Source organism: Rhizobium sp. Root149 (genome assembly GCF_001427345.1).
GTDB classification, from domain to species: domain Bacteria; phylum Pseudomonadota; class Alphaproteobacteria; order Rhizobiales; family Rhizobiaceae; genus Neorhizobium; species Neorhizobium rhizoryzae.
The window spans coordinates 373,044-399,412 of record NZ_LMGD01000023.1; the positions used below are offsets into that span (position 1 = coordinate 373,044).

17 protein-coding genes and 1 pseudogene are annotated in these 26,369 nt (G+C 59.2%); 3 read left to right on the forward strand and 15 right to left on the reverse strand.

The features are described 5' to 3' along the window. Positions 1-6: 6 nt before the first annotated feature. The 3 genes and pseudogenes from ASD54_RS21630 to ASD54_RS21640 form a co-directional block, all read left to right on the forward strand. Positions 7-401: pseudogene (locus ASD54_RS21630) on the forward strand (integrase core domain-containing protein); the annotation flags it as partial. A gap of 449 nt (positions 402-850) precedes the next feature. Next, the gene (locus ASD54_RS21635; protein ID WP_244484817.1) at positions 851-1,495 is read left to right on the forward strand and encodes an AAA family ATPase; all 645 of its coding nucleotides are present in this window, start codon (positions 851-853) and stop codon (positions 1,493-1,495) included. A 162-nt stretch (positions 1,496-1,657) separates the two neighbouring features. Beyond that, positions 1,658-2,611 (forward strand): siderophore-interacting protein, encoded by a 954-nt coding sequence (locus tag ASD54_RS21640; protein WP_062556633.1) that lies wholly within the window; start codon positions 1,658-1,660, stop codon positions 2,609-2,611. A 37-nt stretch (positions 2,612-2,648) separates the two neighbouring features. On the opposite strand, the gene ASD54_RS27475 is transcribed toward ASD54_RS21640, so the two are convergent. The 15 genes from ASD54_RS27475 to ASD54_RS21710 all read right to left on the reverse strand — a co-directional run bounded on the left by ASD54_RS27475 (position 2,649) and on the right by ASD54_RS21710 (position 26,367). Further along, positions 2,649-2,777: a hypothetical protein gene (locus tag ASD54_RS27475; protein WP_280139221.1), complete on the reverse strand. Its 129-nt coding sequence runs from the start codon at positions 2,775-2,777 to the stop codon at positions 2,649-2,651. 12 nt (positions 2,778-2,789) lie between these two features. Next, a complete protein-coding gene (locus tag ASD54_RS21645) occupies positions 2,790-3,155 on the reverse strand; it encodes an ABC transporter ATP-binding protein (RefSeq protein WP_062556634.1) in 366 nt (121 codons plus the stop codon). A gap of 200 nt (positions 3,156-3,355) precedes the next feature. Further along, positions 3,356-4,162 (reverse strand): ATP-binding cassette domain-containing protein, encoded by an 807-nt coding sequence (locus ASD54_RS21650; protein WP_062556635.1) that lies wholly within the window; start codon positions 4,160-4,162, stop codon positions 3,356-3,358. 60 nt (positions 4,163-4,222) lie between these two features. Then, positions 4,223-6,163 (reverse strand): Fe(3+)-hydroxamate ABC transporter permease FhuB, encoded by a 1,941-nt coding sequence (fhuB, locus tag ASD54_RS21655; protein ID WP_062556636.1) that lies wholly within the window; start codon positions 6,161-6,163, stop codon positions 4,223-4,225. Next, positions 6,160-7,038: an ABC transporter substrate-binding protein gene (locus tag ASD54_RS21660; RefSeq protein WP_244484818.1), complete on the reverse strand. Its 879-nt coding sequence runs from the start codon at positions 7,036-7,038 to the stop codon at positions 6,160-6,162. Before ASD54_RS21660 ends, fhuB begins: the two co-directional genes overlap by 4 nt. A gap of 47 nt (positions 7,039-7,085) precedes the next feature. Further along, the gene (locus ASD54_RS21665; RefSeq protein WP_062556638.1) at positions 7,086-9,506 is read right to left on the reverse strand and encodes a TonB-dependent siderophore receptor; all 2,421 of its coding nucleotides are present in this window, start codon (positions 9,504-9,506) and stop codon (positions 7,086-7,088) included. A gap of 111 nt (positions 9,507-9,617) precedes the next feature. Next, positions 9,618-10,616, reverse strand: coding sequence for a FecR family protein (locus tag ASD54_RS21670; RefSeq protein ID WP_062556639.1), 999 nt, complete (start codon positions 10,614-10,616; stop codon positions 9,618-9,620). Positions 10,617-10,771: 155 nt separating this feature from the next. Further along, on the reverse strand, positions 10,772-11,287 hold the full coding sequence (locus ASD54_RS21675) for a sigma-70 family RNA polymerase sigma factor (RefSeq protein WP_200958477.1): 516 nt from the start codon (positions 11,285-11,287) through the stop codon (positions 10,772-10,774). 365 nt (positions 11,288-11,652) lie between these two features. After that, on the reverse strand, positions 11,653-12,819 hold the full coding sequence (locus tag ASD54_RS21680) for an FAD-dependent monooxygenase (protein WP_062556907.1): 1,167 nt from the start codon (positions 12,817-12,819) through the stop codon (positions 11,653-11,655). 17 nt (positions 12,820-12,836) lie between these two features. Next, positions 12,837-14,849 carry a TonB-dependent receptor gene (locus tag ASD54_RS21685; protein ID WP_062556640.1) on the reverse strand — a complete coding sequence of 671 codons (2,013 nt, stop codon included), beginning with the start codon at positions 14,847-14,849 and terminating at the stop codon, positions 12,837-12,839. Between the two features lie 8 nt (positions 14,850-14,857). After that, positions 14,858-16,105 carry an MFS transporter gene (locus ASD54_RS21690; protein WP_062556641.1) on the reverse strand — a complete coding sequence of 416 codons (1,248 nt, stop codon included), beginning with the start codon at positions 16,103-16,105 and terminating at the stop codon, positions 14,858-14,860. 94 nt (positions 16,106-16,199) lie between these two features. After that, positions 16,200-17,000 carry an alpha/beta fold hydrolase gene (locus tag ASD54_RS21695; protein WP_082547325.1) on the reverse strand — a complete coding sequence of 267 codons (801 nt, stop codon included), beginning with the start codon at positions 16,998-17,000 and terminating at the stop codon, positions 16,200-16,202. Further along, positions 17,000-18,631 (reverse strand): thioesterase domain-containing protein, encoded by a 1,632-nt coding sequence (locus ASD54_RS21700; protein WP_062556643.1) that lies wholly within the window; start codon positions 18,629-18,631, stop codon positions 17,000-17,002. The genes ASD54_RS21695 and ASD54_RS21700 overlap by 1 nt, the downstream gene beginning before the upstream one ends. Beyond that, entirely contained in the window at positions 18,615-19,748 is a 1,134-nt protein-coding gene (locus ASD54_RS21705; RefSeq protein WP_062556644.1) for a Gfo/Idh/MocA family oxidoreductase, read from the reverse strand. The genes ASD54_RS21700 and ASD54_RS21705 overlap by 17 nt, the downstream gene beginning before the upstream one ends. Beyond that, entirely contained in the window at positions 19,741-26,367 is a 6,627-nt protein-coding gene (locus ASD54_RS21710; protein ID WP_062556645.1) for an SDR family NAD(P)-dependent oxidoreductase, read from the reverse strand. The genes ASD54_RS21705 and ASD54_RS21710 overlap by 8 nt, the downstream gene beginning before the upstream one ends. Positions 26,368-26,369: the final 2 nt, after the last annotated feature.

The following is a 26,369-nucleotide window of genomic DNA, read 5'->3' on the forward strand; positions in this document are numbered from 1 at the left end:
GGGTGNCGGCCGCCGACGCTCGCTTCACCTATCGCGGCGAGGATGTCGTCCAGACCCTCGAAGGCATCTGCCGAAAGACCGGCTATCCGAAGACGATCAGGGTGGATAATGGCAGCGAGTTCATCTCCCGTGATCTTGACCTCTGGGCCTATGCCAACAACGTCACCCTGGACTTCTCACGCCCGGGCAAACCGACTGATAACGGCTTCATCGAGGCCTTCAACAGCAAGCTGCGATCGGAATGCCTGAATGCTCATTGGTTCCTGACCCTTGCAGATTCCCGCGAAAAGTTGGAGACTTGGCGTCGATATTACAACGAGGAACGTCCTCACTCGGCGATCGGTTATAACGTCCCGATCGCACTGCATAATCCCGGTGGCGCTACCAGCCAGCCATCGTGATCAGAGCCGGAAACTCTAATTCCCGGCGGTCCAAGGTTTGGTCCCAGAGCAGCAGCGCGCTTTCAGATGGGAGTTTTCAACTTTTGCAAGAGCGAGCAAACGGAGCCCTTATCGTATCGTATGGGGTTTTGTCGATCGCACTGCATAATCCCGGTGGCGCTACCAGCCAGCCATCGTGATCAGAGCCGGAAACTCTAATTCCCGGCGGTCCAAGGTTTGGTCCCAGAGCAAGAAAAACCCAAGAATCTCCCAAAAAATGGAGGGAAGTCGGGCCGCGCGCCTCATTACATAGCTAAAATCATCCTTGCAATTCCGGAACCTTACTTCACAATTGAAAGGATGGATTGGGCGAAGAATTGAAGCCGAACCGTTGAACTTGGTCAACGAAAGCCCTGCGGTTGCGCTATTGGGCTTTCGTCAGGTCGGTAAAACGACGTTAGCACTCAATATTGGCGAAACCCGACATTGGCGAAACCCGACCGTCCATTTATCTCGACCTCGAATCGGAAGCAGATCGGGCCAAACTGTCGGAACCGGAGCTTTATCTTGCAAGCCATGAAGACAAGCTGGTGATCCTTGACGAAGTGCATCGCCTGCCAAACGTATTCGAGATCCTGCGGGGCTTGATCGATCGCAACCGCCGCGCCGGACGGCGCGCCGGCCAGTTCCTGCTACTTGGCTCAGCTTCGATCGATCTCCTCAAACAATCTGGAGAAACGCTCGCTGGCCGCATTGCCTATCTTGAAATGCAACCTGTCGACGGATTGGAAGTGCCGGCAGATGCACTCGAGAGACTTTGGCTACGGGGTGGTTTTCCCAATAGTTTCCTCGCTTCCAGCGACCGTGGAGGTATGCGCTGGCGACAAGATTTCACTCGCACCTATCTCGAACGAGATTTTCCGCTTCTCGGGCCACGCATTCCTGCCGAGACGCTGAGGCGTTTCTGGACCATACTGGCACATCACCAGTCTGGTCTTCTCAACGCAGCTGAACTCGCTCGTTCGCTGGGCGCTCATATCGGCTCCATTCTCTCAGAAGTTGGAGCCTCCGGCAAACCCGGCGCGGTTCACTTCAGGGCGCACAACGGTAGCTGAGACGCTTTATGGCATTGATGACAAGTGGACTGGGGATCTCGCAGCGGCAATGACTCATCGCGATGGGAAAATAAGGCCGGAGCTATGGCCCGAAGAGCGATTATACTTGACTATGATTATCATCTTCATTGGAATTGGAGGGCATCATAATCTGGAATATCCATGACACATCGTTTGACCGGCTCGATCAAGGGCCAAACAACACCAGCCTTCGCGCTCCTTGACCAGCATTCAAAAAGACTCGGCATTACAATCGCGGGTGATGATACCGAGAAGCGTTTCTCGATCTGGAGCAGCACCGCAGTGTTCCGTCGTCTCAATGAGAATTGTACGGTCGAGCTGGAGAGCTCGGATCGACGCTTCTTGCTGACGCTACAGAGCAATCTTGCTGAGATCTTTGAGGACAATGGCCTTACCATCACCTGGGATGAAATCAACGAAGGCGCATTGGCACCGGGGCTTTCGTTGATGCATGTACATTCCGTGACGCGCCGCTCTCCCGGCTTTACTCGGGTGCGGCTGACCGGCGAGGAGGCATCTCGGTTTGCCACCGGCAGCCTTCATTTCCGGCTGCTTCTGCCTAGTGATCCTAGAACGCCAGAATGGCCGCGAATCTCCCGCACAGGCCGCATAATCTGGCCAGAAGAGAAGATCCACAGGCCTGTCTACACCGTCGCGGCACAGGAGGAGGACTGGCTGGACTTCGACATCTTCCATCATGACGGCAGCCCCACCTGCCACTGGATGGATAGGAACCCCGTCGGCGAGACGGTCGGCGTCATGGGTCCAGGGGGTGGCTGGTGCCCGTCAGCGCCAGTGCTGCTGCTATACGGGGACGAGACGGCTCAGCCGGCCATCGCCCGCATGCTGGCGCTTGCAGAAGGCAAGGTCTCTGCGGTCCTGGCGAGCAGTGATGAAGATCTCGGCGCGTTGGCTAACGATAGCAGGGTCTTCCGAACCGATGATCTCGTTCAGGCGCTCAAATCCGCGTCAGTACCGGAAGATGGCTATGTCTGGTTCGCAGCTGATGCCGAACGGGCGCGCGAGGCTCGCAGCCATCTGACTGGTCTCAGGTTGGCAAAGAGTCAATTCATGGTGGCGGCCTATTGGAGTTGAAGTAGAGCTCGCGGCTGTGATGGCCTGCCCTGGTCCATCAAGCCGCGAGCTTTGCGTAAGGGCCTTCACGCTCCAGCAGTTCGGCATGCGTTCCGACCTCGACCATGCGGCCCTGCTGCATAACGACCATCCAGTCCGTATTGCGGATCGTGCCGGGTTTCGGCACGTAGAAACGCGGCTAGAGCGAGAGCAGCGTCAATTCGCCGAAACCGGATTCGCCAACAAAAGCTGCACATGCGGGGAGATATCGTGCTGCACGGGGACGACCGGGCGTGAAGGCAAAGGTGAGATCGTTGGGACGGATCTCGTTACGCAAGGTCGAGACGGTGCAAGCATCCGGGCTGTCGGTGATCTCCGATTCGGTCGCCAGCTGCTCGAGATGGCGGAGGAAGCCGGCGCTGCCGCGCATATAGGGCTCGACGACAGCGGTGATCTTGTCGAGCGGCCGGAAGAAGACGCCGACCAGAAGTAGGATACCGACGAAACTGCCGGTCGACATCAAGCCCGACAGAACATAGCCCGGACTGACCACCCTGATAATCATCTGAACGGCCTGCAAAAGAGCGGCGACCGTATGTGAGGTTGTATAGTCCCAAGAAGCGGGCCGGTATGGCTCAGACCGTGGATCCACCTACGAAGGATAAATTCGATGCCATTCGAACGAACAAGTGCCGCACCTGCGTCCTGATTCAGCGTGCGCTTATTGCAATAAATGTCCGATTACGAACGCGCACCCCCAACTGTTCAACAAAGCAGTGCTGACGGTCGACCGCCTTCAGTTGGGTGGTGGATGGTGAAATTCACCCCGTAAATGCGCTTGAGGTTATCGGGCGTCATAACCTCACGTGGCGATCCTCTGGCGATGAGGCTACCCTCCCGGAGCGCAATGATCTCATCACAGTAGCGGCTCGCCATGTTGATATCGTGGAGAACCATGACGATGGAGAGCCCCCTCACCCTGGTGAGCGTCTGGACGAGATCGAGCACCGCGATCTGGTGCGCAATGTCGAGTGCCGAAATGGGTTCGTCGAGCAGGAGACATTTCGTATCCTGTGCGATGAGTGCGGCGATCCAGGCGCGCTGCTGTTCGCCCCCGGACAGCGTTTCGACGGAACGCTCCGCAAGCGTCGTCGTTTGCGTGAGGTCGAGTGCTTCCTCCACCTTTTCTTCATCCAGCCTGCCAAAAGCGCCAAGAGGACCATGCCAGGGATAACGTCCGAACTTGACGAGCTCGCGGACGCTGGTTCCCGCGGGCACCGGCGTCTGTTGTGGGAGGTAAGCAAGGTGCCTGGCGAATTCGCGGTTCGACCAGGTTTCCAGCCGGCGTCCATCAAACAGAATGTGTCCGGTGCTGGGCCTGATCTGCCGGGCCAGCAGTCGGACCAGAGTGGATTTGCCTGAGCCGTTGTGTCCGATGAGACCGATCGTTTTGCCTGCCGGAAGGTCCAGATCCAGCGGCTGCAGGATCGTGCGGCCGGTAACACTGAAGGAAACTCCCTGCAAGGAGAACTTCGGCGCCATCTGTGCGGGGACTGGGTCTGGAAGCGGCATGGGAATATCTCTCCTGCTATCGCTGGAATGGAAGGGTTTGCAATGACAAGGGCTATCTGCTCAGTGTCTCTGCTGACGGCGCAGTTGCCAGAGGAACCAGGGTCCGGCGACGAGCGCGGCCAACAGGCTCGGCGAAAGCGCCCAGGGCCAGACGAGATTACGGCTCAGCCACTCCGCGAGCGTCATCAGCAATGCGCCGATGAGACCGCTGGCAAGGCTTGCCCCTGCTGCCTTGCGAAAACCCAGGGCCGCGGCTGCATGAGGCACCATCAGGCCGATAAAGCTGATTGGACCGACAACCATGGTACCGGCAGCCGTCAGAATCGCGGCTAGAGCGATGCCGGCCGCACGCACCACGGCCACACTCAGACCGAAACCCGTGGCTGCTGCATCACCCAGCGTTATCAGGTCTATCTGCCGATGGAGCGAAAGACATGCGAGAAGCCCCGCAAAGCCCATCAGGCCTGCAGCGACTGACGTGCCAAGATCCACGCCTGCGGTCATGCCGGAAAACCATCCGAGGAGTGCTGCACCTCTTTGTCCGCCGCCGGCAAGCGCGATCACGAGCATTGCGTTCGCCATACTTGCGAGGCCGACGCCGAGCAGCAGCATGCGCGTGGGTTCAAAGCGCGCTCGAAGCCCGAGCAGTGTCACGACCAACAGGGCGGCAATGGCGCCTAGAGAGGTGATCGCCAGTTTCGTTGCAACCCCGAGCGTCGGCAGAATGACGAAGGCGACGGCAAGAGCAAGGCCTGCGCCGTGGCTGATGCCAAGAAGATCGGGGCTGGCAAGGGAATTGCGCAGCAAGCGCTGCAAGATGAAACCCGCCACAGCGAGGCATAGGCCGGCGCCGCTTGCGGCCAGGAGCGGCGGAAGACGCCAACGCCAGACCAGAGCCAGATCGTCCCGACCCGCCAGTGACCATCCTTCCGGTCCGCGCCCCAGGAATGACGCGAGCGCAAATGCAGCCAGTAGAAGCATGGCCAGGATCATGAGCTGCTTAACGTTCCCATGGCCGCGTGCCGCAAATGCGAACGTGAACGGCTTCGAGGCGTTGAGCGGCGCCCTTCGCGCGAGAAAAATTAGCAATGGTCCCGCCAGGAGCCCTGCAGCCGCCCCGACCGGCAGATCGCCCAACCAACTGGAGAGCAAACGCATTACCTGGTCGGTCAGCAGCAGAAGAAGGGCTCCCGTAACCCCGCAGCGGACCAGTCCCGCCTGGGCCTCGCGCCAGATCGCGCGCGCAAGCGCCGGGGCGGCCAGCCCCACGAGACCGATCTGGCCGAACTCTGCTGTGACGGACGCGGCCAGCAGCGAAGCGATGAGAAGCAGGATCAGCTTCACCGTGCGCACGGAAAGACCGAGGCTCGCTGCCGCACCATCACCGAGGGAAAGCAACCGTAGCGGTCGCTCCAGCAGAAGAAGCGGACCGAGAGAAAGAACTGCAAGCACCGCCAGACGAAGCGACGGCCCCCAGCCACTCTGCTGCAGCGAACCGGCCTGCCAAGTCAGGAGATTGCTGAGAAAATCATGATTGAAAAGAACAAGGCCGGCATAGGCAGCGTTGCAGAAGAGATTGATCATCACCCCGGCCAGCACCAGTGTCTGGGACGAAAGGTACGGCCCCCAGGCAACAGCGAAAGCAATCGCAACAGCAGTCAGCGCTCCGGCGAGTGCCACGATCTGATATCCGTGCGACCATAAAGCCGGGGCGAAGACCAGCGATGCGGCGAGGAAGAGCGCCGCTCCTCCGGAAATGCCGAGGAGGAACGGTTCGGCAAGCGGATTGTCGAAGGTTCTCTGGAACACGCCGCCTGCCAACCCCAGGAGGCAGCCGGAAACCAGCGCGGCAACAATGCGCGGCAACGTCGCGTAGAAGAGTATGGCCGGTTCTTTGACCTGGATGATGGCCAGCACGGCAAGAGCAAGAGCCGACAAAGCCAGGAGGCAAATCAGGACGAAGCCACGCGTTGGACCCCGTCCGGCAAGGGTGATGCTCATGGTGTACCTGCTCCGAAGGGGACTTGAAGCGCGCGCGCCAGCGCTTCGGCAAGATGAAGCGTCGAAAGACATCCCCCGAACGGATAGAATTGCTGCATGCGCACCACACGTCCTTCACGAACCGCGGGAAGCCGATGCCAGAGCTGGCTGTCGCTTAGCGCCCTGTTCGTCTGCGGAGCAAGTGACGGGATCTCGATCTGCATGAAGACACAATCTTTCAGCGGCATCAGCTGATCGAGCCCGACCTGAATGAAACCATTGGCATTGGTTGGTCCCTGCCACGCATTTCGTAAACCCAGACGGGTGACCACGGACCCGGGCATGCTGCCATTGCCGTAGACCATGGCGCGGCTACCGCTTTGATCCGGCAACAAAATGCAAACCGGGCGCACTCGCTGAACGCTGGCGGCAAGGCTCTGCATTCGCTGCTCTATGTTGGACAGGATGGCCTCGACGTGACTGGACGGAAGGCCCGCAGCACGTCCGCACTGGCGGAGAATGGCTGCCGCCCGCCCATAGGCAATTTCGCCCCTCATATCTTCGACGACCTCGACAGGCGCGATCTCGTTCAGGCGCGGCGTCATGAACAGGCTTGCAACGCCAATGAGAATGAGGTCCGGGCGGAGCCTGTCCAGCAGTTCCAGGTTGACTTCCCAGAAGGGCCCGATGTCGACGGTCGCGCCGGGCAGGACTTGCGGCATGCGTTGGTTGTAGTAGCCTGTATCAGCAACGGCGAGCGGCGTGACCCCCAAGGCAAGAAGAGACTCGGCGGCAGCCCAATCGACGGCGGCAATGCGCCTTTCGACCTCGGCCAGAACCGGCATAGGAGGCAGAAGAGCGGCAAGGCTGCCGGTGATGAAAACGCGTCTGTTCATCATGACATTCGTGGAGGCGCGACCTTTTGGCCGCGCCTTCCTCAATCTCAAAATTCGACGGTCAGCTTGCCGATAACGGCACGCCGATCGCCCTGGTAGCAGGAGTAGCTCGCCTCGCAGGTCGAAAAGTACTTCTTGTCGAACAGGTTTGTCGCATTCAGGGAGACCTTAGCATGCTCGTTGATCCGGTAACTTGCGCCAAGGTCTACCAGCGTCCTGCTGGGCACTGAAAAAGTATTGGCATTGTTGCCGTAGACCTTGCCGACATAACGAACCCCGGCCCCAATCGATGCGCCTTCCAGAAGCCCCGTCTCGAACGTGTAGTTCAACCAGGCCGCGGCCTGCTGTTCAGGCACGAGCATCGGGCGTTTCCCGACATTGCCGGTCGCATCGCGCGTGATCTCCGCATCGGTGTATGTGTAGGAACCGACAAAATCCCAGCCGCCGCCGAGGCTGACCTTGCCTTCCAGTTCCAGACCGCGCGACGCGATCTCGCCCGTTGCCACGGCAAAGCCATTCGAGAGATAGTTGAGGACATTCGTCTTCTCGATATCGAAATATGCGATCGTGAAGAGCCCCTCGAAGCCGCTAGGCTGATATTTCACGCCGACTTCCCACTGCCGACCGTTGGATGGATCGAAGGTATTTCCCTTTTCATCAACCCCGCTGTTCGGGACGAAGGATTGGGAATAGCTGACATAGGGCGCAACACCAATCGAGGAGACGTAACTGAGGCCAGCGCGACCGGAAAAGCGGCCGACATCAATCTTGGTATCTGCACCTGTCAGGCGATTGTGGGTGTCCAGATCAAGCCAGTCATACCGCCCCCCCAGAGTTGCGACGAAGCCATTGCCAAACTTGATCTGATCCTGGGCGTAGATGCCTGTCTGGCTGTAGCGCTCCGTATAGCTGATCATCGGTGCTGTAGGCGCCGGAACGGTGACACCATAGACCGGTGCATAGGGGTTCAGCGATGGAGCGGATCCCTGAAAACGCCGAACGTCAGCATCAGACCAACTATAGTCGATGCCGAACAGCGCCTGATGTGAGAGCGCTCCCGTGTCGAATTCGGCCAAGGCCTGATTGTCTATCGTGAAGGTATCGAAGCTTTCGTCAAAATGTCGCGCTATACGGCTGAGGCCCGATGCTCCAAGGCCGGACAAAAAAAGGTTGTCGAGTGTGAAGTCAACATGTCCGTAGCGCGCGTTCTGGCGGAAGGTCCAGGTCTCATCAAAGCGATGTTCGAACTCATAACCGATGCTCTGTTGCTCCTGGGTACTCTGGTTGAAATTGGGGTCGCCTAGGAGAATGTTCGTCGGCGTGAAGAGCATGATCGTGCCGCCGCTCTTATCCTTCAGCGCCTGACCGGTCACCGTCAGCGTGGTGTCCTCGTCGGGCTTCCAGGTTACGGCCGGCTGAATCATTAGCCGGTCGTCGACGATGTCAGCACCGTTGGAATACTCGAACTGGGTGTTGGCGTTCCTGGCGACACCGATCACGCGGTAAAGAATGCTCTTGTCCTCATTGACCGTGCCGCCGATATCGAAGGCTACCTGCTTGCGGTCATGGCTTCCGTACTGAAGCTCGATCTGCCGCACATTGTCTTCCGTCGGCTTCTTGGAGGTCTTGTTGACGATGCCGCCGGCATCACTTTGGCCGTAAAGCGCCGAGGATGGGCCGCGCAACACCTCCACACTATCCAGCGCGTATGGATCGGTCCGAAAAAAGCTGTAGCTGCTGGACACCTGCCGCAAGCCATCAAGATAGGAACTCGTGGCCTGGGCATTGAAGCCACGCATCATGATCCAGTCATAGCCCTTGGGATCGGGTCCGTAGGTTTCGATGGCGACACCCGGAACATAACGAAGCGCCTCAGAAACACTCTGCGCATTTTGCGCGTCAAGTTGTTTGCGACCCACGACCGATACCGATTGTGGAACTTCAATCAGCTGAGCGCTGGTCTTAAGCGCACCAATCGAATGGGAGGGGACGAATGTATCCACGCCGTTACTCTCCCCTGTAACCAGAATCGGATCGAGCACGGTCGTTCCGCCAGCCGCAATACCACCCGCATCCGCCGCCTGCAGATTGACGAGAGCGGCCGAGCCCGGTCCGCTGATCCGCACCGTGAGGCCGGTTCCCTGCACGAGCCGCTGCAACGCTGCCGATGGCGTGAGGCTGCCGGAGACGGCGGTCGAGGTCTTGCCAACGGCGAGCGCCGAGGAGTAGCTGATCTGCCAGCCGCTCTGACGGATGAAGGTGTTAATGGCAGCAGAAAGCGGCTGGGCGGGAATCTGGAAGCTGCCGGTTTCCGCGGCGCTTGCGACAACCCGCGCCTGCGCATGGGCGGCAGCCGGAAGAAGTCCCGCGATGCAGGCGAGAATGCTGGACGCCAGAAGCACATTTGTCCTTTGACGGCGGCGCTCGTAGGCAACCATGTAGACGCGTGAATTTTTCCCCGAAACCATGCTCGTCCAAACCCTCTCAACAAGACCCCAGGACAGATGCGCGTCATGCGCCAGCCCTTCTGTCAGCAAGGACGCAGCACGGTTTGTAAACCGGCAAAAAAAGTTGAATATTTAGCGAAGGATTATGATGCCGCCGGGAATCCGGTAGAAACCGACACCGGCCGCATCGGCAAGCGTCCGCAGCGCGCCCTCGACATTGTCGAGACGGTAATTGCCCGTGACCACTAGTCTATTCACCCGCTCATCTGCCACCACGATGGGTCCGCGGTGGTAGCGGCGCAATTCTTCAAGAACGGCGCCGAGGCTGGCGTTTTCAAAGATGATGCGTCCCTCCCGCCAGGCAAGTGTAGCCGATGGGTCGGTCGCACGCACGGGCGAAACGGCGGATGCCGTGATGCTAACCGCTTCACCTGGGACAAGCTCGGCCTTACCCATGCCCTTGCCATCACACAGACAGAGAACCTGAACACGGCCGCGCTCCAGCACCACCTGATCTTCGTCATCACCGGTTCTGACGGAGAAGGCCGTACCCAGAACCTGCACCTCACCATAATGACCGCTGACGGTAAAGGGACGGGCAGGATCATGCACGACATCGAAGAAAGCTTCGCCTCGCAGCAGGCGGATGTGACGTCGGCCGCCCTCAAAGTCTGTCGCTACGGCCGTGTCGGTGTTCAGCATCATCATCGAGCCGTCCGGCAGACGAACCGTGGTCTGGCGGCCGGTTGCAGTCTCAAAGTCTGCCTGAATGGCAATCGTGAGCGCCGAATATTGCCAGACGCCGACGGCAATCAGAACCGAGGCTGCAAGCGCTGCGGCGTGCAGCGGCCAGCGACGTGTCTTCGGCCGCAACAGCGCGCGCCGATCCACCGGCAGCGTTTTCACCGCATCGCTGAAAGACCTGGAGTTCCACAGGGTCTCGAGACTGCGGAACTCTGCGTCATGCCGGGGATCTTCTGCCAGCCATGCCTGGAACGCCGCATACGTCGCAGCATCCGGCTCGCTGTTTCGTAGCCGGACAAACCAGTCGAGCGCCTGTTCCGCTACCGGATCTGCGGAGGTAAATCCGCTGCTCGTCCCATCCGTGTCGTGTGCGTTCTGGTGTCCCACTCAGGCAATCCGATCGAAACGTGTTTGCAGGGTCCTGTTACTTTGACGCACGAGTACGACAAACCCGGAAAAATTCTCTTGAAGATAGCAAAGCAGAGCCGTTGTCGCGGCAACCGGACGGAGTCGGAGGATCAAGAAACGCGCCATTGTGTTCCTTATTTCCGGTCGAGACGCGCCATCGCGTCCCGGCAATGGGCCATGGCAAGTTTCAGGTCGTTGAAAACCGTGCGTTCCGAAATGCCGAGATGTTCGGCAATACGGACATTTGACCACTCTTCGATGCGGCTGAGCACCAACACCGCCTGAGCGCGCTCCGGCAGCGCTGCAAGCGCCGTCTGAAACACGCCGAACGTCTGCTTCTCGATCAAAGCCTGTTCTATAGAGGGGATATCAGCCGAGATCCCAGCAAGCAAATGCTCGTCCAGCCCCTGCACTTCAGCGCCCGCCCGTGTCCTACGGCGCCGCAGATGGTCCAGCGCCAGATTGCGGGCCGTCTGGTGGAGAAAGCCTTCGATATGCTCGACACGTCCGCTTTCAACCGCCTTGTGAGCGCGCAGATAAGTCTCCTGCGCCAGGTCTTCCGCCGTCTGCGGGTCGCGCACTATACGCATGACGGTCCAGAGAAGGGAGCGCCGGTGGGCGGTAAAAATCGCGTTCAAAAAGGTAGGCAAGCCATCTGCCTCCCCCACGAGTGTTGCAAAGCTGTCGGGAGGGCAAGATCATCTACTCGATGAAGCACCTTTCGCCATTGGAAATGCATCAGGGGCATTTGGCACTCAAAACATCCGTTAGTCGCCGTCGTTGTGCCCTTTCTAGATCGGCACCCGCGACCACGCAACCGATAACTTGAGATTCAGATGCAAGTTATTTCCTCATAATTGGGACCCATTCATTGGGCCGGAACCGAGACAACAGACGAGTTTGGCGATACGATGAATGGCATGCTCAGCCGACCAACTTATCTCCACCTGCGCCTATTACGTCAGTGCTTATGAATGATCCTTACACCAAGGTTCTGGATTACGGAAACCCAACCTCATGAAGCCGTGTCATCCAGCGGCAACGCCTTGGCCAGCATTTTCTTGACGGTTAGCCGCGCAAAAGGCGGACGCATCATGATCGGAATAAGCCATGACTGGACAAGAATTCCAAGGCGGCTGCGCGGCACATAGTGCCCACCAATCTTCTTGGATTGTGCCTGAAGTGCAAGTGTCAGCGGTTTGAGACGCGCTTCGTAACTGGCAAGTGCTTCGGAAACCGGCTTTGCTGCTAGCTCCTCTGCGAGAATATAGGCACCGGCCATGGCAGTCGACGTTCCCTGACCCGACAGAAATGTCATGCAATGAGCCGCGTCGCCCAGAAGCACGACACGGCCTCGCGACCAGTCTGGAACCTCGACCTGCGCAATCGTATCGAAAAAGCAGTTGTTCCAGTCGATCTCCTGATCAAGAGTTGCGGAAATCATACTGGGCCAGCTTCCAAATATATCTTGAAGATTGCGCTGGCGATCTTCAGCGGCGACACGACCAGTCTCTTCATCACGCCAGCAGAAAAGGGTAGCAGCCGTACCGTCACCGACGCGGTAAAGCCCCGCCTGCCGATCGACATCCATGAACCCGACGAAGCTCGAATCCATGGCTGGGCCATCCGGCAACCGCCATGCGGCGGCGCGATAGCCAAGCGGGCGCAAAAACATCTCATGCGGGCCGAACCAGAGATGCCTTACCCGGCTGCGATAGCCATCCGCAGCCACAACCAGATCGAAATCCTCAACCTCACCATTGGAGAAGCGCACGGAAAGGCAGTTGTCCGCCTCGGTCATGGCGTCGATCTGCGTTGCGAAACGGACGCCAAGCCGTCCATCAAGATGCTCATGCAGAACCCGCACCAATGCATCACGCATGATGGCCAGCATCTTGCCATCGGCTGCGGCGGAAAAATGCTTGTAATCATAGCGGAAAAGCGGGGTATCATGGAGATTGCGATACTCTGACCGGCCTAGATCCAGAGCATTTGCACGAAGGCTTTCAATGATCCCCAACCGTTCTGCCACGTTCCAGCCGTTGACGTGAATGCCGACCGCGTAGCCCGCCTCACGGACGGCTTCGGCCTTCTCGACCACGACCGGCGTTATTCCTTGGCGCAGCAGGCACGCGGCCAACGTCAAGCCGGCAGGACCGGCACCTGAAATCAGCACACGCATGCTCTGCCCCGCCAGGTTCAAAACTTGATGCTCAGGCGACCACCGAAGGTTCGCCCCTTGCCAAGCTGATAGACATTTCCGAAGGATGGTCCGGCATTGAAGCCGTACACCGAATAAGTTTCGTCAGCGATGTTGTCGATGAAGAATTCGGCAGCGACCGCCTCGTTCTTTTTCCATGTCAGCCCGGCATCGAAGAGGGCATATTCTTTCTGCCCCAGCGTATTGGCCTCATTGAAATAGGTCTTGCCGATGTAGGTCATACCGGCCCTCGCAATCAGCTCGCCATGATCGTCAGGAAGATCGAATGTATATTCGGCTCCGAGATTGGCGGTTACGCGCGGCGCATACGGGACCTGGTTTCCGGTCAGGTTTACGCCGGGATTGGACGGATTTCGGTACGCACTGAAATAAGTATCGTTATAGGCAATGCCGCTCTTGATCTGCAGAGCGTCGGTTGCCTGCCAGCGTGCCGTCAGGTTGGCACCCTTGCTTTCCACCTCACCCACGTTTTGCAAATATTGACCCTGCACAGGACCGACCGAAAGCTGGTAATCATCCGTTCTCGTGAAGTAGACGGACGAGGCGAGCTCGAGAACTCCGTCGAAGAGTGAGGCCTTCAAACCGGCTTCATAATTGTAGGTATGCTGCGGATCGTAGGAGAAGCCGATATTGCCGGGCGTGACGGCGCGCGTAAAACCACCCGCCTTGAAGCCGGTGCTGAAAAGGCCATAGGCCAGAAGTTCATCGGTAATCTTGTAGCTCACGCCCGCCTTTGGCGAGACTGCCGAGAAATTGTCGGAATTGCTGCGCGCATTTCCAGCCAGCGCTGTATCAGCCTTCACCTCTTCATAATCGAACCGGACACCCGCCAGCAGATCCAGCCTGTCCGTGGCATGCCAGGTGGCTTCGCCAAAGGCAGCAGAAGAACGAATGTCCTGATGCGAGGTCAAAAAGGACGCCGGTACGTTCCGCTTGAAATCGAGGTCCTGATAGTAGAGACCGACAACATAGTCTATTGCATTGCCGGCATCGGGATTGGAGGAAAGGCGAAGCTCCTGACTGAACGTCTTTTGCCATTCCGGCGTATAGCTGCCGAAAATGGTGCGATCCAAGCTGCGATTTTGATAACCGGTCTGGGATGTCACCGTGGCTTCGCCAAGATCATAGGAAGCGGTGATCCCGAAATTGTTGCTGGTCAACCTGTAATGGGAAGGAACCGGTAGCGCTGTTCTGTCATCCAGCATGGATTCCATCACGAAGCGCTCTTCACCAGACGATCTGGTGGTTCGTCCGGCCGAGATCATCACGTCCAGCGGGCTGTCTGTCGGCGCATAGCGCAAGCGGACCTGGCCCCAGCGATCCTTGCTTTCACCGACTTCCGCCCGTGTAACCATATCCTCCATCTCGCCCTCCTCGTTGAGGGCGCTGAAGGAAAGATCCCCATAGAGTGTATCTTCAATCAGAGGCGTGTTTACATATAATCCGGCCTTGGGGCCCAGATTGGTCAATGTGCCATTGACCTCTGCGCGCAATTCGTCGTCCGGTTTGCGCGTGACAACATTCACCACCCCGCCGATGGCACCACGGCCATACAACGTCCCTTGAGGGCCATAGAGCACTTCAATACGCTCCAGCGTTTCCGGCAGCATCTGGCTGAACAGCGCTTGATCCTGCGGAAGGCCATCGACATAGAGCTGAGTGGAGGGGTTGTAGAAGTCGACCGACGACTGACCGCGCAGAGTGATGTTGCTGTAGGCGCGGCTTGAGCGCTGGCGGATATGGATATCGGTAAAGACCCGATCCAGTTGGTCAACGCTGGTGAAGCCGCGGCGCTCCAGCTCGTCCGCCTCCACCGTTGCCACCTCGCCCGCTGTACTAAAGGCATCCTGCAGACGCTTCGTGGCGGTAATCACCACACGTTCAAGCGTAATACCCTCGTCGTTTGCTTTTTCCTGTGCGATGGCGCTGGAGGAAGAGAGGGCGGCGATTGTCGCAAATGCGGTCGCGCTCAAAAGGCTTGTTTTGGACATGGTTGATCCTAGTTGCTGAGGATGAGGCGACGAGGGTTCGCCAGAAGGATGTCGCGCAGAAGACGCGGGCTCGACAAGGCTGCAATGCCAAGCAGGGCAGCAGCAATTGCGAAATTCACATGATGGCCAGCAGCCTGACTGATGAAGCCGGCAGCGATAGAGAAACTGATAGCAAGGATGGCGTCCACACTTTGGAGCAGCGCGAAATCGGTTCCGGCCTGATTGGGAGAGCACCAGCCAATCATGCTGGCGTAAAGTGCCATCATGCTGAAGGCCGCAGCCGCCGCCTGCAAAAGAACAAGCGCCCCGATGACCGGGCTGGAGGCCGAGCCAAAGGTGGCACAAACCCCCAGAGCGGTAAAAACACTCCCGTTCAGAAGGGCTGCCGCGACAAGCGCGCGCCCCCCGAGGCGCCGCAGGAAAACACTTGCCAGCACGGCGGCACCGAGGCCAGCCAGGGCGCCACCGACACCTTTCAACCAGCCAATCTGCGCCAGATCCAGACCGGCATCGATGAGATAGGGGCCGATCAGGCTCATGCCCAGACGCAACCCCGCCTGATAAACAAGCAGGAAAAGAAGGCCGTGGCGCAGGCTGGCGCTGGCGAAAGCTGCCCGTAATCCCGGGCGCAACTGAGACTGATCCTTCTGGAGGAGCCTTTCGGTCGGGCCAGCGACAATTGCCGGTAAGGTCATGATGACAACAAGAGTCGCCATGAAAATCATGGAAGCAGACCAGCCAAAGGCGGCATAAACAGGCAACCAGGCACCCACGCCCAGCAGAAAACCGAAATAGCCGCCAAAGACGCTGGCAGCACTCACCAGCCCTCGACGCTCCTCGTTGACCGCCTCGACAGCCAGGGCATCGGTTGCGATGTCCTGCGTGGCCGCAAAAAAGGCGATGGCCAGCAGCACAGCCAGCAGGGCCTCGAAATGATCCTGCGGAGTAAACCATGCCATGGCGAGGAAACTGATGGCAATCAGCGCCTGGCAGGCAAGCAGCCAGGGGCGGCGGTGCCCAAGTCTGGTTACGCCATAGCGATCAACGACCGGTGCCCACAGAAATTTGCAGGCCCACGGGAGGAAAATCAGCGAAAGTAGCCCAAGCTTGTCCAGCGCCGTGCCGCTTTCTCGAAGAACAGTCGGCAAGCCGGTCTGCACCAGACTGCCAGTAATGGCCTGGGCGGCGTAGAGACCGGCAAAGAGACTGGCCATTTTGAAGTTTGAAGCATGCTGCGACTTTTGCTTTGGGTTCATTTTTATCAATCCTGCGTCGCATCCGGGCCTAACGGTCCCGTTCGCCCGCCGCCACCTTGATCGGGACCGCAACCACCCCGATCCGGGCCAATTTTCATATTGTGCCACCCACCGGGAGCGACGGAGCAGTACGCGGCAGAAAGCGGACTATGTCGCCCAGCAACTGACGCAGATTGGCGGGCTCATTGAGATAGAAATGGTCGCCGGCGTAGGTTTTGGATTCGAAAAGCCCGGCCGCGATTTCTCCCCAAGCCAGTATGTCCGCGTCGGACACTTCGCGATCGGCGCTTCCACGCAGGGCAAACACCGGACTGAGAATCTTCATGTCGCGGGCGTAACGATAGGTTTCCGTCAGCTGAAAATCGGCACGTATCATGGGAAGGAAGAGTTGCAGCAATTCCTCATTCGCAAGCACTTCTTCCTGCGTGCCTCCCAGACCTCGCAGTTCCTCCGTCAGTGCGCGATCGTTCATCTGGTGGCGCCAGGGGTGAGGAGTCGGCAGATGAGGCGCGCGGCGCGCCGAAACGATCAGGGCCTGCGGCTGGCGATTGATTGTCTGAAGATGACGCGCTGCCTCGAACGCCAGCAGCGAGCCTAGGCTGTGCCCGAACAGGACGACATTCGCATAGAGATCTGCCAGTTTTGTCAGAACTGGTGCAAACCCGGCCAGCAGATCCTCGACGTTTGATTGAGGTGGGTCACGAAAGCGGCTGCCACGACCGGGCATCTCCATCCTGTAGACATCAATGCCCCTCAGCGCGTCGTGGTCAGGCCAGCTGCGAAAGAAGTTTGCCCCTCCCCCCGCATGATGAAAAAGCACCATGCAGGTTTGAGCACGGGCGTGATTTGCCACACCATAGGGCAACCATGGCGAAGACAAGGATGAATGTTGCATCACAAGCCTTCCTTGAAACCCATGGCATCAAGCTGTGCCTCGACAGCCTTGCGGATGACGAGCGCAACCATCTCGCCTTCGTCACGTGCCAGAAAATGTCCGCCTTCAAGCCTCACATGGTCAAAGGCAGCAGAGGTACGCCCTCTCCAGGATTCAACGACCTCGCGCGAAACGAGTTCGTCCTCGCTGGCCGAAATTGCAAGAATGGGAGCGCCGATAACCGCCTCGCTCCAATACCCTGCGGCCATGGCAATATCGCCTTCCATTGCGGATTTGAGGGTGCCGAGCATTTCAACGTTGGTAAGAACGGATTGCGGCGTTCCGCCCAGAATCCGTAGCCTCGTTTCAATATCGTTGCCGCCGAAGAAGCTGGCGATATCCGGCAGCTTTTCGTGAGGACCGGGGCACACGCCCGTCACCACAAGCTGCGGTATTCTGTAGCCCTTCTCTTCAATGCGACGGGCAAGTTCGAACGCAACCTTGCTACCCAAGCTCCAACCGGCAAGCACCAGTGGACGATCCAGATAAGGCGTGACGAGTGGCAGGATGTCTTCCACCGCCTCGGCAAGAGACGTGAAGGGCGGTTCACTGATACGACTTTCCCGACCGGGCAATTGTACAGGAGAAAACTGCCAGTCCGGCGCGAAAACATGACGCCAGCCCTTGAATGCGGAAGCACCGGCAACTGCATGGGGAAAAGCGAGGATGTTCACATTGGCGGTGCGCCTGGGTGCGCCGAAGGGAAACCATTTCGAGCGTTTTTCCGCCAGATCGCGACCTTCAGCGATGAGGACTTCGATATCGTGGCTGCGCGTGTTCAATCGAGCGCGGTCCATCACGTGCGCCCGCTCGCCGGTTTTTTGCCATCGCGTCAGCAGATAAACGATTTCACCCCGATCGAGGCAGTTCCACATGGCAGAGCCAGGGGCCGCGAAATAATCTCTCAACTCTTTCATGTCCGGCTGTGTTGCCAGACGATCGAGCAGACTGGAGGGCATGAGTTCACGCGCGCGGCAGACCTGTGCCGTCACATCTCGGAAGCTCTCGCATGTGAAGCCCATGTCCTCCATGGTCTGCCGGAAGTTAGCTACCATGTGCCTTGGCCAAAGATCGCCATGCAGGAACATGCCGTCGGGAGCGAGGGCGCGATGGACATGGCCGAGAAAGGCCGCCATATCGGGATAGGCCCCAGAGGATTCCAGATTGAAGATTACATCCTGGCTGTTGTCCGGAAACGGCAAATCGCAGGCATCGCCCACCTGCAATCGCACGCGCCTGCCATCAAGGAGCTCCCGCGCGGCGGCAATGTTATCTGCGCTAAGGTCAATGCCTGTGAGGGAGAGCGGCCTATGACGACGGGAAATGAACGCGAGCGCACCGCCACGACCGCATCCGATATCGGCAAACCTCAGCCCGTCGAGCAGCGATGGACCGATCAGTTCTGACACCAGCCGCTCGAAGGGTGCATTGGAGCCTGCGGCAGGCTCCGGACCTGGCACCTCATCTGGCAGACCCTCGACAGGCGCATACCCCCAGTTCAGGAACGCTGCCTGCCGGTCTATGCCAACCCTGGAAAAGGCATCCGCGAGCGTTAGATAGGCGCTACGGTTGCGTTCAATCGACGCATTCATCGGTATTTCTTCTTTCTTCTGCAAATTTAATGGGGTTCGGTCGGGGCGGCGGTGGGGGAGGCAAGGACTTTTCCCTGGCATTTCCCGCCAGCCGCAGGATGCTGACCCAAGCCTGCCCCAGTGCAGCGAGATAGCCATCGGTCTGCCAAGGCACGCTGTCTGGAACCGCTATGGCTTGCCGAAGTTCGTCCAAGGCCCTCAGAATGGCTGCGGGAAACTGCTCATGCACCACCTCCCAGAACGGTGCCCCGCGTGGAGATCCAAAAATCTGCGCACTTGGCTGGGTAAAATAATGGCTTTTCACAAAGCCATCCGGGGCCAAGAGATAGGAACTTCCCACGCCATCCTTGCGGTAATCCGGCGCATAAAGAGAATGGGTCCAGATCGCCGGACCGAAACTGTTCACCAGATTGATGACGCCTTCCGGCCAACCAATGGCCATGCGGTGCATGACAAGGGAATGATGATCCGGGTCGGAAGGATCGAGGTAGGATTGCAGCAGGAGATTGAAGGGGACTTCTGCCGCACTGCCCTGAAAACTCTGGAAGGGCATCCCGTTCTCTGCAAAGGATTTCTCGCAGCGAAAAGCCTCAAGGCCGCCGATGGCACGTCCCAGAATATCCAGCGTGGAGTAGAGAAGCTGGGGACTTGTCGTCATTTCTGCAAAGGCTGCAGGTTCGCTATGTCTGGCCGCAGCCGCATAGTCGATCGCGTGCCGCACGGCGGGCAAATGGGGGTAGAAGGAATTTACGTGATAGCGCAGTCCCCGCTCTGCTGCGAGACGGCGCACGGATACGACTTCGCCCGGATGAACCGGATGCTCCTGCAAGACATGAATGCCACGCTTGATCAGCGCCGTAGCCAGCCTTGTTCCCTCCCCTCCGAAAAGCGTGGTCCGCACCACGACGCAGGCCAGGTCGATCTCTCCCTCCGGCAGATCCTCCACGCGGTGGTAAAGTGGCACGCCAAGATGCGCAGCGAGCGCGCTGGAGCGCTGGCTGCCGCGCGCCACGATGCCGCGAAGGCGGTAGGCGTTCGAAGCCTTGGCAAGGGCCGCGAGGTAATGCTCGCCAAAGCAGGTGCCGACAACCACGACATTCAGGTTTCGCTCAGCCATGAAGCGTCTCCAGCCACTGGCGAAGTCCGATCGCGGCGCCCTCCAATTCCGGTGTGAGTGACCAGCCGGAGATTGGTCGAGCCCAGTCGTCGGCTCCGCCCCGCAGGACTTCCGAGAAAGTCGCAAGGATCGAAGCACCGAGTCCGGCCGGGAACAGACCCTCTATCTCGTCGAGATTGAACAGTAGCTCCCGCTCTTCTTCGAGCACTTGAAAATGCAGCGCGGTCTGTGGTTGGGCAGCATATTCATAGGTCGGCATGCCCAGAACCGGATCGGCGCTTTCCGGCAACGCATAGCTCTGGCGGACACCCAGCAGCGATGTGAAGACGACTGGCAGCGCCAGATTGGGAATATCGGCGAATTTGCCGTCAGGCCGCTCGGACATCGCCCAAATGCCGTTTGCAAGCTCAAGCGACAACCCCTCTCGGATCGCCGATGCCGTGCGCACCATGACCTGCATGAAACTTGGATCATCCGAGAAATCGAAGGAAACGGGCATGATTGCAGTTGCCTCGCACACAATGTTGATCACCTCGGCATGAACCGGCTTACGGTCGCTATAGGCCAGCTGCAACGTGAACCGGGATCTGCCGCCGAGATAAGGGACCAGCGCGACGGCAAAGGCCGAAATCGCAAGCACCGTGCCGGAGAAGTCATCCCGCGCAGCAAGATCGCGCGCCTTCAGCCATACATCGCGGCTCAGGGCCTGGCGGGTAATCGCGAAGCGAAGCTGCGGCAGGCTTTCGGGACTTTGCAGCAGCGGCAGATCCGGCGGGCCCGGCAGCTTGCGTCCCTCTTCACGCCATTTGGCACGGTCAATCTCCGCAGCGCCGGTTGCGTCCATGATGTCAACGGCGCGCATGTAATCCGCGCCCGAAAATGAAAGTTCCGGCAGAGCCCGCTCTGACTGGAGCATCCGGCGACCGATCTCGCGCAGCATCACCTGGAAGCTTTCGATGTCGATGAGGGTGGTATCGATGTCGAAATGCAGGCGCAGACGCCCTTCCGGCAGAAGCGAGGCACGCCATTCGAAATGTGGCCAGCGGGACAGGTCGAACATCTGATGGCTCATGCGCTCACGTGTGGCCAGAAGCTGACGGTCCACGTCCGCGGGACCACCCGCGCGATAATCGTCCCGGGCAATGCCGCTTTCCGGAACACGGGAATGTACCCGCGCGCGACCATCACCACCTACAGTCATGCGCAGCGCCGCATGACGTTTCACGAACTCGTTCCATGCCCTTTCAAAGGCATCGAGATCAAAGTCTCCCAGAGTCTTGTCATACTCGACATACAGATGGCGGGCGGTTCCCCCCAGAGGCCGATCCTTGTCACGCCCCCGCCACCAGCTGCGTTGCAGGGACGACAAAGCTACTGTTTCACCGGCGGCCATAGCATGAGGACGCAGGTCACCATTCTCCAGCAGGAGACCGGATTGCTGGCCAGCCGCTTCTGCCAGAACACGGCGAACAGGGTTTATCTGCGCTTCTTCGTGACCAAGCTGCGCATCAATTGCTGTGATCAAGGCACCGACCGTATCGAATGAAACGGCCGTTTCACCGGAAAGGCGGATACCGAAATTTGAAGCGATGCGCTCACGTAGGTCGAGGAAAAGCAGAGAGTCCAGACCGAGTTCCAGCAGCTTGCGGTCCGGCAATATCTGCTCTGGCGCAATGGACAACAGTTCGGACAGATGAGCTTGGACGATTGAAGCCACATCTGGGGCCGCATTCCCCCGTTCCCCTCGCGCACCCGCGAGGTATGCGGCAAGCAAGTGCAAATTGCCGTTCTGGCGCAGGGTATCGGCGGGGATGTCGATTGCGAACTGTGTTTTGATGGACTGGGTCAGTTCCAGCATCATCAGCGAGTCCAGGCCCAGTTGCAGCAGGTCCGCATCCGCCGCGATGGCCCCCTCTTCAAGCGCCAGAAGTTGCGCCAGCGTCCGGCGCAGCCAGGCTTCCTCACCGCCCTCAGTCTTGGGCTGGACGGCGCGAACAGACAGTGGCGGCGCGCAGACCGCAAGCGATGGCGGAATTTTCTCGCCCGCAGCAGACAGTTTGGGCCAATCGATTTTCGCCGGCATCAGCACCGCGTCTGACTGGAACAGGGCCTGCCGCAGCAGCGCAAGGCCTTCATCCTCATCAAGGCCCAGCATGCCCTGATCGGCAAAGAGGCGGCCGAGATCATTGCGCTCTGCGCGACCGTCGTCCCAATATCCCAAGGCCAGCGCCTGAACCGGCCAACCGGCGGAGCGTGCTTGGTCAGCCAGTCCCTCCAGAATTGCATTGGCGGTCGCATGGGCCGTTTGCCCGTGTTGCCCGAACACGGTTGCTGCGGAAGACGCGAAGACCAGACTGCCAGGGTTGAGGCGTTCCAGCCAATCCAGCAGGGTTTGTGCAGCCGGAACCTTGGGCGCAAACACGCGCTGCAACAAAGCCGCATCCGTTTGGGCCAACGGCTCATCTTCCAGATGACCGGCAAAATGGAAGATAGACGAAATGGCCCGCCCCTCATTCACCGCCGCCTGCAGAACCCGTTCCAGTGATGAGCGGTCGCTAAGATCCACGTCGTCCCACAGTGTTACCTGCACCCCGCAAGCTTCCAGTCCGGCAAGCCGAACCCGCTCGGCGGGTGTTGGTTTTCGCCGTGCAACGAGCCAGATGTCTTTGATGCCTTCGCGAGCAAGCCATTCCGCTGTCGTCAGCGCCAACGGAGAAAGACCGCCCGTCAGGATGCTCAAGCCATGCGCGGATTTTACAACCGGTGACACTCCTGTTTCCATCGGCTGAAGACGCGGCACGAAAAGGCGGCCACGGCGCATCGCAAGGATATCCTCATCCGCTCCAGCAAGCGGCAAGTGCTCGATCGGTTGCGCGTGATCGATATCGAGCCATCTCAGATCAAACTGGGAAAGCTCCCGCTTTGCAACGCGAACTAGGCCGCGCAAGCCGCCCAAGAAACCGGATGATGGCCGGTCCCACGGAGTGGCGGCGAGAGCGCCCTGCGTCAGGATTACAAGCGCCGCATCGATTTTCTGCATGGCCTGAAGGGTCTGTAGCACACGCGCATACAGGCGCACCGGGTCTTGGCTTTGCGTAGAGCGCAAATCCAGCGCCAGCACATCGCCGGAGCCGATCGCGGTTGGAATTTCCCAATCCTCTGACCTCGCATCCGCGGTGGTGGAACCTGCGGACGCAACCGGATTGAGCTTTCCCTTCGGCGCAATCAAATGCGTGATACGTCGTCTCTGATACGGACCTGTGGCAGGCTCCCATTCCCAGCGATAGAGAAGCGGTCGCGGCTTTTCCGCATCGACGGACCGCAGGTTCTCGATCCAGAGGCAAGGCCAGCCTTCCGAGTCTACGACAGTGATATCGTAGCCGCCACCCTCATTTTCTCGCGCAGTCCATCTTCCCCGGAACTGCAGGTCTTGCGTGCCACTGATGGCGGATGCGACAAACCGGGGTGCCTGGGTTCGCGCTCCCAGTACCTGATGCAGCAGATCGCTGAGGCCTGAGACCTCTGCAATCTCGCCCTGTTCGGGAAGAAGTGGCATTGGCCGCATGCGCTGTGCCGTTTGAGCTATACTGATCAGTGGTGGCGCGGACGCGACATCTTCGCGAAGAACAAGCTCACCCTGCTCCAGCGCCCAATTGCTGGCACCAGACAGGGCTCGCGGGCGGAAGGTTACTCCCTCATGCCGCCAGAAGCCGCGACCAGAGCGGGAAGCCAAGGCTTCGACAAGACCTGCAAGCGTAGCCGTCTCGAAGCGTTGGCCCGTCACGGATGGTGCATCTGTCTTTGGCTCCCGCGCCTCTCCATTGAGCGCGAGGATGATGTTTTCGCCAATCCTTGCCGGTGCCTGATCTGCGGTGGGGTAAGCGGTCCAGTCCGAAAAGCCGCTTTGCGTCAGAAAATCGCCCCAGATCGCCAGCGGAGGAAAGAGTTCGCCCCCTCGCTCCCTTATATCGGAGAGAACTGGCACCAGCGGCCCGAAGATGAAATCGAATAGCGGCTTGGGCGTCGAAATTTCACGCAGCACAAGCAGACCACCAGGTGCAAGCAGCTGGCGCGCACGCGCGAGAACCTGCGTCAGATCGCGCCCGTTATGCAGCACGTTGGCGGCAATCACGAGGTCGTATCCGCCTTCAGAATGCCCTTGATCGGCGGGGTCGCGCTCTATGTCAAAGGTCGCATAGCGCAGGAAAGAATAGTTTGAAAACTTCACCTTCGCACGGCTGAGGAAAAGCGGCCCAAGATCGGTAAACATATAGGTCGTGCGATGAGCCGGAAGGATAGGCAGAACGGAACTGGTGGTTCCGCCGGTTCCCGCGCCAATCTCGAAAACGCGGATCGGACGATCCGCAGGAAGGCCATCGACAAAGGCCTGAACGGCATCACGCGCCAGGCTATTGAGGAAAATTGAATCGCGCTGGCGTTCGTACATCTCCTCCGCATCGTCTGTTTCGGCAGAGGGAAAGACGATCGAGACCGGATCGGCCTCACCTTTCAGCATGTCGGCCAGTCTCGGTCCCACGCGCGCTGCCATATTCGTCAGCCGTTGATATCCGCGCGCTGCCATATCCGACAGAATGGGATGCGTGTCTTCCAGAGGCCTCACAATCAATCGAGCGAAGGTCTCGCCCTCCTGCATCAACGCTCCTTCTTTCACGAGGTCGCGAAGCAGCCTTTGCGTCAGCTGGCGGTAAGCGGGCAGTATGCCGCCGAGCTCCATGACCTGTTCAAGCGAAAGTGGCGCGGAATCCGCGAAAAGCCCCAGACTGTGCATGGCATGGGCCGTGTAAATGGCATGCAGCGCCGCAGAGGCGGAGGCTTCTGTCTCGAGTGCAGACCAGTCATGCTCCGCGGCGCGTTCGACTGTCGCCTTCTGCATGTGGTGGTTCAGCAAGTCCCAGCTATTGGTGGGCGGCTTGTCTTCCGCCTGCCGTTCACCCTGCAGGGTGCACACCGGCGCAAAGGCTCGCCGTCTTGGCGGGTTCGTGTCCGGAAAGGGGCGATCCTCGATGGCTGATCTGCCCTGATCCACGAAATCGTGAAGTTGGCGTGCCAGTGCCGCTGCATCATTGCCCACGACATCGATACGGTGAGGCATCAGGGTTCGATGGTGGTCGAGCGTGGCCGCATAGGCTTCGAGTTCACCATCAAACTGACCATCGAGCAGCGCTTCGGCATGCACAAGCGCCAGCGCGCGCAAAGAAGCAGGATCGCGAGCCGACAAACTCATCCGGACCGGTCCCTGTCTGTCCGGGACAGGTGCCCGCAGCCTTGGCGGCAAGGCCTCGACGATGACGTGGCAATTGGTGCCACCGATACCGAAGGAACTGACACCGGCAACACGTTCGTCACTTTCCCAGCGGCTCAAGGACTGCGGCACGGTGAACGGCGTCGAAGCCAGTTCCAGCGCCGGATTGGGGGACTGGAAATTCACGCAAGGTGGAATTAGCCCGGTCTTGACCGCGAAAGCTGCCTTCAAAAGACTGGCAACGCCGGCTGCCGTATCAAGATGGCCGGCATTTGCCTTGAGCGAACCAAGCGCGCAGGGCTGCGTCCGTTCGTTGCCGGATGCGCGGAAAGCCTCGGCCAGCGCCTGCACCTCAATGGGATCGCCAAGCGGGGTTGCCGTCCCATGCGCCTCGATAAAGCCGATCCTATCTGCGCAGACGTCCGAAAGCGCCATGGCTTCCTCGATGACGGCCTTCTGGCCAGCAAAGGAGGGCGCAGTGAAACCGGCCTTGCCGGTACCGTCATTATTGACAGCCGAGCCACGAATGACGGCAAGCACACCGTCTCCATCCTCCAGCGCACGCCGCAACGGCTTCAGCAGAACAACTGCAACACCGTTTCCAATGAAGGTGCCGGAGGCGTCGGCATCAAAGGGGCGGCAACGTCCATCAGGTGAAAAGATCATGCCAGGCTGGTGAAAATAGCCGGCAGCCATGGGGAAGGTCAGGGCAGCACCGCCAGCAAGCGCCATGTCGCATTCGCCGCTGCGCAACTGTTCACACGCCATGTGCACCGCCACAAGCGAGCTGGAGCAAGCGGTCTGTACCGTCAATGCCGGTCCTGTCAGCCCCATCTTGTAGGCAACGCGCGTTGCAAGATAATCCTTGTCATTGCCGATCAGACGCTGGAATGTTCGTGAAAGGCCCGCCTGCAAGACAGTGTCGCGACTGGCGAGATAATGCGTGCTCATGCGCGCAGCACCGAACACGCCCACTCGCTGCCCCGAATGGATGCCCGCAGGGCCGGCCATTTCCAGCGCTTCCCAGGCACAGGTCAGAAACAGCCGCTGCTGGGGGTCAATTGTCGCGGCTTCGGCTGGAGAATAGCCGAACCAATCCGCATCGAAATGCTCGGCATCCTCTACGATGCTGGCTATAGGCACGAAATCGGGTCGCTGCAACAGCGCCGGATCAAGTCCCTCACGGATCAGATCGTCCCGTGTCACCCGCCGGGAAAGGACCTCGCCATCGGCAATCCGCCGCCAGAAAGTGAAGGGATCCTTCGCTCCCATGAAGCGGCAACCGGCTCCGATGATGGCGACGGGCTGCACATCGCCGTAAATTTCAGAAAACAGACCATTGTCGAAAGAACGCATCG